The sequence below is a fragment of the Thauera sp. genome, from assembly GCF_047601425.1.
Lineage (GTDB): Bacteria > Pseudomonadota > Gammaproteobacteria > Burkholderiales > Rhodocyclaceae > Thauera.
The window spans coordinates 235,965-247,240 of the sequence record NZ_JASGJL010000002.1 but is presented as its reverse complement, the minus strand read 5'-3'; the positions used below and the strand labels follow the sequence as shown (position 1 = coordinate 247,240).

Sequence of the window (11,276 nt, the reverse complement as noted above, 5' to 3'; positions counted from 1 at the left end):
GAAAGAGCCATGGCGCAAGCTGTGGCTCTTTTCGCGTTCACGCGCGCCAGCCTCATCCCTTCCCGCCTCCCGCCACGCCACCCCGGCGGACAGACACGAAATCAGCAAAGTCATCAGGCGCAAGTGCAGCACTGAAGATCCAGCCCTGTACGGTGATGTCGTCCCATTGCGGAACGATCGCCAGTTGCTCGGGCGTCTCCACCCCCTCGACCACGACGGCGAGTTCCAGGCTGGCGGCGAGGGCACACAGGCCGCCGAACATCCGCTGCCCTTTCTCGTGCGCCAGCGCCAGCACGAAGCTGCGGTCGATCTTGATCGCGTTGAACGGGATACAGGTGCAGATAACCGAGCGAAGAGTAATCCGTGCCGAAATCATCGACGTAGATCCGTGCGCCAGCCGCGCGCAGTTGCGTCAGTGACCAGCGGACCGTGTCCACATCACGGGCGAGCGAGCCTTCGGTGATCTCGATGTTGATGCCGTGCCCGACCCTTCCGATGACACCGACGAGCTGGCTCACGGCCTTGCGGTCGCTCAGGCTCTCGGTGCCGAGATTTACCGTGATGGGCAGATCGATACCTGCTCCGCGCCAGGCGACCGCCTGCTTGCAGGCGGTTTCCACCACCCACAGATCGATCTCTCGCATCAATCCGGCCTGCTCCAGCCATGGCAGGAAGGCGGCCGGGCCGGTGACCGAACCATCAGGGTTCTGAATCCGCATCAGCGCTTCGCAACCGGTGATGCGTCCGCTGGCGGGATGAAGCTGAGGCTGGTAGTGGAGAATGAATTCCTTCGCACTCAGACCTTTCAGCCTGTGGGCCAGCAAGCGACGCGTCTCTTCCTCCTGCAGGCGCTTTCCGACCGGATCGTCGAGCATGGTGGCGGCCTCTTCCTCGTACTGAACGAAGCGCGTGTCGAAGCAGGGGAAGTGGATGACGCTGGTGCGCCCCTGCCATTCTATCCGGCGCACGAAAGGCAGGTAGATGCACAGACCGACAAACACGCAGGCGAGCTGCAGGACGACGCCTTCCGCACCACCAGCCGCCAGCCAGGCATTGAGCACGACCGGGCTGGTGAAGGGAATCATCGCGCTCGACGGCACGATCAGGCCCAGTCCGATCGCCAGATGAGCCAGACCGAGATTGACCAGCGGTACCAGCCAGAACGGAATCAGCAAGCGCGGGTTGAGGATGATGGGGAGACCGAACAGCAGCAGTTCATTGACGTTGAACAGTGCGGGCAGCAACGCGGCGAAGCCGAGGACCCGCAGCCGGCGGCTCGTGCCGGCGATGATCAGCGCAATCGCCAGCGGCAACGTGCCACCTGCGCCGCCAATGAAGACGAAGGCGCCAAGCACCGAGGTGAAGCTGCCCGAACCGGAGAACTGCGCCTCCATCACCTCCAGCAACGGCAGCAGCGCGTGGTAGCCATGGATGCCGAGCGACCACGTGCAGGAGTTCAGCAGCACGTAGAGTGCTTCCGCCTCCGCCCTGCCGAGCCCGACCAGCCACTGGCTGAGCGCCGGCAGCAAGGAGGCTGGCCAGAGCGCCCGCAGCAGCGCAAAACCGCCGGCCAGCAGCAGCCCCGCCACGATGCCCGGCAGGATGAGGTTGAGCGTGATCTTGACGTTCTCCCCCGCCATGTTGCTGGCAACCAGCCGGGTCCAGCGCCGGCCATACAGCCAGGCCACCAGCGGCACCCCCAGGAAGGGCAGACCGATACTGACGACGTAGGACAAGGCATGGGCAGCATTGCCGGCAAGGAAATCGAGGCCCGCCTGCACCAGGGTCACGTACCCCACGTTCAGCAGGGCCAGCGTGGGCCGGGGAAGGTGCCAGCGGATCGCCAGCATCGAACTGACGGCAACCGTGAGGCAAAGCGGCAGAACCTGGCCAAGCGCGCGATCGACCGCAGCCAGTTCGGCTCGCCACTCAGGTGCGGCAGCGAACAGTTCGAACATCGAGGACAGCAGCGTGGTGGTGTTCGACACCAGCAGCAAAGGCACGACCCACACCATGGCATCGCGGATGATGCGGAGTTCGAGGATGGCGAGCCCGGCAAGTGGCGCAATTCGGATCTGTTGCAGGGCTATCCTGTCGCTCATCACTGAATCCTTGGATCGTGCTTGGCAACCTCGATCTCGTCGATCCGGTTGCCATGACCCGAGGATGCACGATGCAAGCGCTGATTGCCACCTGGATATGCGATGCGTTGATGAAAATCCGTCAGTGAACGCGAACGGCCACCCGCGAAAGCTTGTCGCGCAATTCCACCACCGAGTCACGGCAGAACACTAGCACCAGATCGCGGCTCGCCGCCTGGCGCTTGATGCTGTACAGCAGGTCGTGGCTGACCCGGTTGCACAGCACGACGACGACACGGGTGTCGATGGGGATCGGCTTGCGGTTCTGATGCACGTGCCGTCCCGACCAATGTTCGGCGCAGGTGATGCCGAGATGCGCCGAGCGGATGAGTTCGTTCCTGATCGCGTCCACCCGGTCCGCACCTACCACGAGTGCTCTCATTTTCTTCTCCGCCGATACTGGATTTCGATCCATGTCTATCCATGTGCATTTCCATTCCGGAATTGGCAGGGACATTCATGAATGCCGTGGAGAAAAGATAAGCAAGAAGCGCCGGACAACGAACCAAGTTAATCTGATTTTCATTTCCAGATTCCGGAGCGGCCTGCTTTTCACAAAGCGCTCAGAAAGGCCAGCAGCGCGGCCTTTTCCGCATCGGTCAGCCCGAGCGGGCGTAAATGGGGTGATTTACGCGCAATAGCCATATACAGCGGATGGGCTGCTTCAGCCGGATTGCGCGCCCACGTCTCGCCGCCGCCCCGGTCATACAGGTTGATGACGCCTTCCAGGGTACGGAACAGACCGTTGTGCATGTACGGCGCGCTCTCGGCAACATGGCGCAGGCTCGCGGTGCGGAAAGCGCCGGCATCCGCCCTGCGGCCGGTGACGAGGTAGCGGCCGAGATCGGCCGACGGTTCGCCGAAGAAGGCAATGCCCAGATTGTGGAAACCGCCATCGGTCAGCAAAGGGCCGAAGTGGCAGTTGGCACAGCGGGCCTTGGTACGGAAGAGGTGCAGGCCTTCGATTTCGGGATCGGACAACTGCCGGAAGTCGCCGGCGGCAAAACGATCGAAACGGCTTGGCTTTTCCAGCGAGCGCAGAAAGGCGGCGAGCGCGTCGCCGAGCTCGGCCGCGCCGATGCCGCCCTCGCCGAAATGCTCGCGGAACGAGGCCACGAAAGCGGTATCGCTGCGGATGCGCGCCAGGACCTGCTCGAGGCTGTCGTTGCCCATCTCGTGCGCCAGCGTCAGCGGCAGGAGCGCCTGGGCCGCCAGGCCGGCGCCTGCACCGTCCCAGCCGAACCGGGCTTGCCAGGCTGCGGCATACAACGACGGCGGATTGCGCCTGCCGAGCCGCCCCCCATGTCCCCGCGCCACCGCCGCGGGAATGCTCCAGCCATGCTGCGGCTGGTGGCAGCCGGCGCAGGCAGGCGCGCCGTCCGCAGCAAGGCGGCCATCATGGAACAGGCGCCTGCCCAGTTCTGCCTTGGTGCCTGCAACCGGCAGCGCCAGCGCGCCAAGCTCGACGTAATCGACTTCGGCATCGATCCACGGTGCCGGCCAGCGCTCGGGAGGCTGCTGATAGGCAGCGCGCAGTGCAGACGACGTGTCCGAGCTGCCAGCAGTGGCCAGGGACGACAGCAGCAGCGCTACCAGCAATGCGGCAGCAAGAACACGCTCCATCAATGGCAATCGGGGCCGATCTGGTCGAAAAAGACTTCGAAAGCAACATCGGAAGCCCATTGGCCGGCCCGTCGCTGCCAGTGCGCGGAACCGTCCAGCGCCTTCAATGCCCGGCGCAGTGCGGCTTCGACGGTAGGGTTTTCCGGCGGCAGCACCAGCCGCAGCACCGCTGGCTGGCGCGCCCCCAAAGTCGCCGAGAACTTGCGCCATTCGTCCTTTCCGCGCAACGCGTCCAATAGCACGGCATCGTGCAGCGAGGCGTCGCACTGCCCGGTTCGCATCGCCACCAGGGCCTGCGCGGGCGCTTCGAACGAAAGCGTGTGCGCGCCAAGGACATGTGCCAGCACCTGCGCCTCGGCGTGGGCGCTGGTCAGGCACAGCGTACGCCCGGCAAGCTGATCCCAGCGCCTGATCGTGGTGTCGGAGCGCATCAGCACATCGAGGCCGGAGGTAAATCCGGTGTCGACCAGCCTCGCACCCGGTGGCAGCTCAGCCGGCGTGCCGCGCACGAGCAGCGCATCGACCTCGCCGCCACCGAGCGCCGCCTGTGCCTGTCCTGCAGGCAGCGGCACCAGTTCGACCACCACGTCCAGGTGGCGCCCGATCTCCTCCGCGAACGCGGGTTGGAGGCCATCCGCCGTGTAGTCGCGGCTATCGCTGCGCGGCTGGGCGATATCGACGAGGCCGATCCGCAGGACGGTATCGGCAGGCAGGCGCTCGGCGCTGGCCTCCCGGGATGTCCCGCCGGGAATCACCACCGCCATGGCCGCAATGGCGAGCAGGGCCATGACGAGAATCGGCTGCCAGGTAAGCTGCTTTCCTGAAATGAGGTCGCCACGATCCGGCGGCCTTCCACCGGAAGGCGGCGACAATACGGGATCATCCTGCTCGGAATTTGAATTCAATAGCATTGCACTCCAGAGAATAAGGCCCATTCATTTCATGGCATGCCGAAATTAGCACCTCCGTGCGCGGCCTGTGGAATAAGAAATACGGGAATCCTTATCTGCAAATATTCGTTCCCCGCCGCCAGGCCCATCCCTAGACTTTCCCCAGCCCGATCGACACGGCAGCCGGCAACAAATCGGCATTGCCGGTCATGAATCGATGCAGTCCGCAAAAAAAACCCACCTGAATCCGAATGGATGAAATCCGTTCCAGAGCCGCTTTTCCCCATTCCCCACGGAGATCGAGAATGAAAACGTCCAGTAAACGCAAAACACCGGTCCGCCGGCATCTGCTGGCCCTCGCGGCGCTGGCCGGCGCAATGCTGCTGCCGGCCATTCCGGCCACGGCCGCCGCCGAGACCCTGCCCGCGATCAATCTCCAGCTCTCGCCCTGGACCGTGATCGCGCGGGAAAAAGGTTTCTTCAAGGAAGAATTCGAGCGCATCGGCACCAGGCAGGTGAACCTGATCGCTTCCGGCGCCGCCGACCTGCTCGGCGCCGAGGCCGCTGCGGTCGGCAACGGCGCGATCGCCATCGCACAGCGCATGATCTACCCGGCGACGGTGCACCGCGCCAACGGACTGGACGGCGTCGTCGTCTGGGCCTCCGAGCCGTCCAACCGCTACCGCGCGCCGATCCTGACCCGCGCCGACGACGACAGCATCAAGACGGTGGCGGATCTGGACGGGCGCAAGTTCGGCAGCAGCCGCATCAGTTGCTACTGGTCCTCGCCTTTCGAGCAACTGCACAAGGCCGGCTTGCCGCTCGATTCGCGCGCCGAGCGCGGCCGCGTCCGCTACGAATCGATCGACAACGGCGTGGTGGCGATCTCGGCCGTGCTGTCGGGCGCCACCGACGCCACCACCGCGCACCTAGCGGCGACCCAATTCACCGGCGCATGGCTGTCGGGCAAGCTCAAGGTCGTCGGCCATTCGCCCGACGACGGCGTGTACGTCAATCATGCCGGCCGTGTCACCTACTTCGCCCGCCGCGACTTCGTCGACAAGTACCCCGAAGTGGTCAAGGCCTTCCTCGCCGCACGCGAGCGCACGCTGGCATGGACGCTGGACAACGTCGATGAGGCAGCAAAGATCGTCGCCCGCGACACCCGCGTGCCGGTCGAAGTCGCCAAGTTCCAAATCACCCATGCAGGCCAGTGGGAGTTCATGGCCGGCGAGCCCAATGCCGAGCGCGCCCGCAACGCGATCAGGACCTTCCAGGAATGGCACATCGCCAACGGCGACGACATCCTGTCCGAACGCCAGTTGAGCGATGCGCAGATCCACGCCTTCATCGACGAGCGCTTCTTCGTCGGCGGCCAGTACTCGATCTATCAATGACCCGCGTGGCGGGCCATCGCGCCCGCCCCAACCGAGCACAGGTAATCCCCATGAGTACAGCAGAAGTCGTCAACGGCAGGCTGGCTGCCGGCAGCGCCGGCCCTTCGCGCCTGTCGCGCATCCAGTCCTTTCTCGCCCGCCTCGACCCCATCGGCCTGATCCTGCCGGCGCTGATCCTGGCCTTGTGGCAGCTATCGTCCTCGCGCGGCTGGGTCAACCCGGTCTTCCTGCCCGAACCGCGCACGGTGGCCAGCGCCTTCTGGAAGATGCTGACGGAGCAGGATCTCGCGCTGGATTTTCTCGCCAGCGTGACCATCGTCGGCCAGGCCTTCATCTACGGTTCGCTCGCCGCGGTCGTGCTCGGCATCGCCGCCGGCCTGTCCCGGCGGGTGGAGCGCTTCCTCGGCCCGACCTTCGACACCATCCGCCACATTCCCGGCATCGCCTGGCTGCCGCTGATCGTGCTGTGGCTCGGCCTGGGTGCGCCGGCCAAGATCCTGGTGATCGCCAAATCGGTGTTCTTCCCGGTGTTCCTCAACACCCTGCAAGGCATCCGCAACGTGGACAAGGCCCACATCGAACTGGCGCAGGCGCTGACCCTGACGCGCTGGCAACTGGTGCGCAGGATCATCATTCCGTCGGCCATTCCGAACGTCATGGTGTCGCTGCGCTATGCCGCCGGGCTGGCGTGGGCGCTGGTGGTGGTGGCCGAAGGACTGAGCGGCCTGGAAGGCCTGGGATTCCTGATCTTCCGCGCCCAGGGCCTGCTGCTGACCGATCAGTTGCTGGTGTGCATGGTCGTCATCGGCGGCGTCGGCTTTCTGATCGACCGCAGCATGTACCTGCTGCAACGCCGCGTGCTGCGCTGGAAGCAGGGCTTCGAAGGCTGAACCCGCCTCCTCCCCATCAGGCATCACCCCCATTCCGGAGAAAACCCCAATGGCAGAACCTTCGCGCCTGGAGATCCGCAAGGTTTCCAAGCACTACGACGTCAATGGCAAGCGGCGGCTGGACGTGCTGGCCGGCATCGAGCTCATCGTCGAGCCCGGCTCCTTCGTCTCCATCGTCGGCCCGAGCGGCTGCGGCAAATCGACCCTGCTGCGCCTGATCGCGGGCCTGGACACCGACTACCGCGGCGACATCCTGCTGCACGGCGAGCGCGTTTCCGGCACCAGCCTGTCGCGCGGCATCGTGTTCCAGGATCACCGCCTGCTGCCCTGGCTGACCCTGGAAGAAAACATCGCTCTCAGCCTGGAGAACTCGGGCTGGAGCAAGGCCAGGCGAACCGAGGCGGTGCGCTCGCACATCGCCCTGGTCGGCCTCGGCGGCTTCGAGAAAGCCTATCCGCACCAGTTGTCGGGCGGCATGGCGCAGCGCGGCGCGATCGCCCGCGGCCTCGTCGGCCAGCCCGAAATCCTGCTGCTGGACGAACCGCTGGGCGCGCTCGACGCCCTCACCCGGCTGCGCCTGCAGGAAGAACTGCAACGCATCTGGCGGGCCGAGGGCGTCAGCATGATCCTCGTCACCCACGATGTGGACGAGGCGCTCTTCCTCAGCGACAAGGTGGTGGTGATGAATGCCGGGCCGGGGCGCATCGTGCGCGAATTCGAGCCGAGGCTCGCCCACCCGCGCGAGCGCGGCAGCCACGCCTTCGGTCAACTGAAAGGCGAGATCCTGGCCGCGATGGGCGACAGCATCCACGCCGAGGCGCTGGCTGCATGATCGCCACCGTCTTCGTCCGCCGGCGCATCACCGCGCTTGCGCTGCTGGCCGGCCTTGTCTCGAGCGGCAGCGCCGGGGCGGCCGACATTCCGCCGGCGACCGATCTGCCGGATCTCGCCCCCATCCGCGCCCGGATCTACGCCGGCGAGTTCGACGACGCGGCTGCCGCACTGCTCGCGCTGAGCGCGAGCGTCCGCCATGCCGACGTCTACAACCTGCTCGGCTTCAGCCTGCGCAAGCTCGGCCGCTACGAGGAGTCGGGCCGCTGGTACCGCGAAGCCCTGCACTTCGACCCCGGCCACCGCCCCGCGCTCGCCTACCAGGGCGAACTCTTCATCGCCCTCGGCGACATCGAATCGGCGCAGAAGAACCTGCGCTATCTGGAACTGCTGTGCGCCCCGCCCGCCTGCCTCGAACGCGACGAACTGCTCGCCGCGCTGGCGCAGGCCGGCCATGCACCTGAATGAAAACCCCCGGAACCATGGACATCCCACTGGACGACATCCTCGCCCGCCTGCACGCCACCGCCGTCGAGCGCGACGCCCGCGGTGGCCATGCCGCAGCCGAAAAAGCCCTGCTGCGCGATGCCGGCCTGCTGCGGCTGTCGATTCCGCGCGCCTTCGGCGGCGAGGAACGCAGCTGGCAGGAAATCTACGCGATCGTGCGCCGGGTCGCCGCGGTCGACAGCGCGCTCGGCCACGTGCTCGCCTTCCATCACCTGCAAGTGGCGACCGTGCTCATCTATGGCGACGCCGAACAGGCCGAGCGCCTGCTGAGCCACACCATCGCCCACCAGTGCTGGTGGGGCAACGGCATGAACCCGCGCGACCGCCGGCTGGCGGCACGGCGTACCGGCGACGGCCTGCTGCTGAACGGCATCAAGTCCTTCTGCTCCGGCACGGTCGGATCGCATTTCATGACGCTGTCGGCCGTGCTCGGCGATGCGCCGCGGCCGCTGCTGGCGGTCGTGTCCACCGCGCATCCGGGCGTCCGCATCCAGGACGACTGGGCGCCGATCGGCCAGCGCCAGACCGACAGCAACTCGGTCGTGTTCGAGCAGGTGCCGGTCGCCGAAGGCAACGTGCTGCTGTGGCCCGAGCGCGAGCCGACGCCTTTCCACACCTTGCGCAACTGCCTCGCCCAACTGGTGCTGAGCAACCTCTACCTGGGCATCGCCGAAGGGGCGTTCGCCGAAGCCAGACACTACGCACACACGCAGGCCCAGCCCTGGCTGGCCTCGGACGCCGCCCACGCGGTCGACGACCTCTTCACCCAGAACCGTTTCGGCGAGATGCATGTGCACATCGTCGGCGCCCGCGCACTTGCCGAACGTGCCGCCGAGCTGGTCGACCGCGCCTTTTCCCTCGGCCAGGCGCTCACCGCAGCCGAGCGCGCCGACGTCGCGGTCGCCGTCGCGGAATCGAAGATCCTCGCCCACCGCGCCGGGCTCTTCGTCAGCCAGGAACTGTTCGACGTCACCGGCGCACGCGGCACCAAGGCGAGCCTGGGCTTCGACCGCTTCTGGCGCAACGTGCGCACCCACACCCTGCACGACCCCATCGACTACAAGCTCAACATGCTCGGCCGCTGGACGCTGAAGGGCGACCTGCCCAACCCGCAGCTCTACGCCTGAATCCATTTCATTCCTGCCGCCTTGCCGCGGCACCACCTGAACGCCCAGATCCAACAGGAGCCCCCATGAGTACCCCCATCAAGGTCGTCGCCGTATCCGGCAGCCTGCAACGCCCGTCCCGCACCCTGAGCGTGGTCGAGGCACTGCTCGACGAGCTCGCCGAACAGGCGCCGATCAACACCCGCCTGATCGAACTCGGCAACATCGGCCCGCGGCTGGCCGGCGCACTCTATCCCTCGCAACTGCCGGACGACATCAAGGCCGACATCGCCGCCATCGAGTCGGCCGACTTCCTGGTGGTGGCGAGCCCGGTCTATCGCGCCTCCTTCACCGGCCTGTTCAAGCACCTGTTCGACTTCGTCGACCAGCATGCCCTGGTCGACGTGCCGGTGCTGCTGGCCGCGACCGGCGGCAGCGACCGCCATGCGCTGGTCATCGAACACCAGTTGCGGCCGCTGTTCAGCTTCTTCCAGGCCCACACGCTGCCGATCGGCGTCTATGCCAACGAAGCCGAGATCCGCGACTACAAGGTCGACAGTCCCTCGCTGCGCGCCCGCATCGAGCTCGCCGCCGAGCGCGCCCGCCCCTTCCTGCGCAAGCGGACCACCCCCCTGGCGGAGGCGCCGAAATTCGTGCGCGCCGCCGCCTGAGCGAGGACACACCATGAGCCTGGACATCTTCTGGTTCCTGCCGACTTCCGGCGACACCCGCTACCTCGGCAAGTCCGACTCCGGCCGCCCGGTCACCATCGACTACCTGCGCCAGATCGCCACCGCGGCGGACGATCTCGGCTACGACGGCCTGCTGATCCCGACCGGCAGCGGCTGCCTCGACCCCTGGGTGGTGGCGGGCAGCGTCGCCCAGGCGACGCGCAAGCTGAAGCTGCTGGTGGCCCTGCGCACCGCGCTGACCAAGCCGGCCGCCGCCGCGCGCATGGCAGCCACGCTCGACCAGGCCACCGGCGGGCGCCTGCTGCTGAACGTGGTGGCGGGCGGCGACTCGTCCGAACTGGCCGGCGACGGCATCTTCCTCGGCCACGATGCGCGCTACGACGAAGCCGACGAATTCCTCTCCATCTGGCGCCGCCTGCTGCAAGGCGAGACGGTCGACCATGAAGGCGAGCACCACCGCGTACACGGCGCCCGGCTGCTGTTCCCGGCGGTGCAGAAGCCCTATCCGCCGCTGTACTTCGGCGGCTCCTCGGACGCCGCCCACGCGCTCGCGGCCGAGCACGTCGACGCCTACCTGACCTGGGGCGAACCGCCCGCCGCGGTGGCGGAGAAGATCGCCGACGTGCGCGCCCGTGCCGCCCGGCGCGGGCGCAAGCTGCGCTTCGGCGTGCGCCTGCACGTGATCGTGCGCGAAACCGACGAGGAAGCCTGGGCCGCCGCCGACAAGCTCATCAGCCGGCTGGACGACGACACCATCGCCAAGGTGCAGGCCCGCTTCGCCTCGATGGACTCCGAAGGCCAGCGCCGCATGGCCGCGCTGCACGGCGGCAGCCGCGACAAGCTCGAGGTCAGCCCCAACCTGTGGGCGGGCGTGGGCCTGGTGCGCGGCGGCGCAGGCACGGCGCTGGTCGGCGACCCGCAGACCGTGGCAGCAAGGCTGAAGGAATACGCCGACCTCGGCGTCGACACCTTCGTGCTGTCCGGCTATCCGCACCTGGAAGAGGCCTGGCGCTTCGCAGAGCTGGTGTTTCCGCTGCTGCCGGGCAAGAAGCCGGTGACGATCCAGGACCAGGTGATCACCGGCGGCCCCTTCGATGCCAGCACGGTGAAGATTCCCGACGCCGCCACCGCTTGAATATCACCGGCTCAGGTAGCCGGCACCGCCACTCGTCTCCACCCGCGGCAATTCGCTCCCTCCC

The 11,276-nt window shown here is 66.7% G+C and carries 11 protein-coding genes and 1 pseudogene; 7 read left to right on the top strand and 5 right to left on the bottom strand.

What is annotated here, in order from left to right:
- Positions 1-52 precede the first annotated feature (52 nt).
- From QM748_RS17625 to QM748_RS17605, 5 genes and pseudogenes are all read right to left on the bottom strand, one after another.
- Positions 53-376 carry an EAL domain-containing protein gene (locus QM748_RS17625; RefSeq protein ID WP_415248296.1) on the bottom strand — a complete coding sequence of 108 codons (324 nt, stop codon included), beginning with the start codon at positions 374-376 and terminating at the stop codon, positions 53-55.
- Positions 345-1,958: pseudogene (locus QM748_RS17620) on the bottom strand (EAL domain-containing protein); the annotation flags it as partial. The pseudogene QM748_RS17620 and the gene QM748_RS17625, both read right to left, overlap by 32 nt.
- A gap of 265 nt (positions 1,959-2,223) precedes the next feature.
- Positions 2,224-2,523 (bottom strand): hypothetical protein, encoded by a 300-nt coding sequence (locus QM748_RS17615; protein ID WP_415248295.1) that lies wholly within the window; start codon positions 2,521-2,523, stop codon positions 2,224-2,226.
- Between the two features lie 170 nt (positions 2,524-2,693).
- The gene (locus QM748_RS17610; RefSeq protein ID WP_415248294.1) at positions 2,694-3,764 is read right to left on the bottom strand and encodes a cytochrome-c peroxidase; all 1,071 of its coding nucleotides are present in this window, start codon (positions 3,762-3,764) and stop codon (positions 2,694-2,696) included.
- Positions 3,764-4,552, bottom strand: coding sequence for a hypothetical protein (locus tag QM748_RS17605; protein WP_415248293.1), 789 nt, complete (start codon positions 4,550-4,552; stop codon positions 3,764-3,766). Before QM748_RS17605 ends, QM748_RS17610 begins: the two co-directional genes overlap by 1 nt.
- Before the next feature lie 407 nt (positions 4,553-4,959).
- Between QM748_RS17605 and QM748_RS17600 the strand changes: the two genes are divergently transcribed.
- The 7 genes from QM748_RS17600 to ssuD all read left to right on the top strand — a co-directional run bounded on the left by QM748_RS17600 (position 4,960) and on the right by ssuD (position 11,212).
- A complete protein-coding gene (locus QM748_RS17600) occupies positions 4,960-6,051 on the top strand; it encodes an ABC transporter substrate-binding protein (RefSeq protein WP_263460487.1) in 1,092 nt (363 codons plus the stop codon).
- 50 nt (positions 6,052-6,101) lie between these two features.
- The gene (locus QM748_RS17595; protein WP_415248292.1) at positions 6,102-6,941 is read left to right on the top strand and encodes an ABC transporter permease; all 840 of its coding nucleotides are present in this window, start codon (positions 6,102-6,104) and stop codon (positions 6,939-6,941) included.
- A gap of 49 nt (positions 6,942-6,990) precedes the next feature.
- Positions 6,991-7,773, top strand: a complete 783-nt coding sequence (locus QM748_RS17590; RefSeq protein ID WP_415248291.1) for an ABC transporter ATP-binding protein — start codon at positions 6,991-6,993, stop codon at positions 7,771-7,773.
- Positions 7,770-8,240 carry a tetratricopeptide repeat protein gene (locus QM748_RS17585; protein ID WP_415248290.1) on the top strand — a complete coding sequence of 157 codons (471 nt, stop codon included), beginning with the start codon at positions 7,770-7,772 and terminating at the stop codon, positions 8,238-8,240. The genes QM748_RS17590 and QM748_RS17585 overlap by 4 nt, the downstream gene beginning before the upstream one ends.
- A 14-nt stretch (positions 8,241-8,254) precedes the next feature.
- Positions 8,255-9,406 carry an acyl-CoA dehydrogenase family protein gene (locus QM748_RS17580; protein ID WP_415248289.1) on the top strand — a complete coding sequence of 384 codons (1,152 nt, stop codon included), beginning with the start codon at positions 8,255-8,257 and terminating at the stop codon, positions 9,404-9,406.
- Between the two features lie 65 nt (positions 9,407-9,471).
- On the top strand, positions 9,472-10,056 hold the full coding sequence (gene msuE, locus QM748_RS17575; protein WP_415248288.1) for an FMN reductase: 585 nt from the start codon (positions 9,472-9,474) through the stop codon (positions 10,054-10,056).
- Positions 10,057-10,075: 19 nt separating this feature from the next.
- Positions 10,076-11,212: an FMNH2-dependent alkanesulfonate monooxygenase gene (ssuD, locus tag QM748_RS17570; protein WP_415248687.1), complete on the top strand. Its 1,137-nt coding sequence runs from the start codon at positions 10,076-10,078 to the stop codon at positions 11,210-11,212.
- Positions 11,213-11,276: the final 64 nt, after the last annotated feature.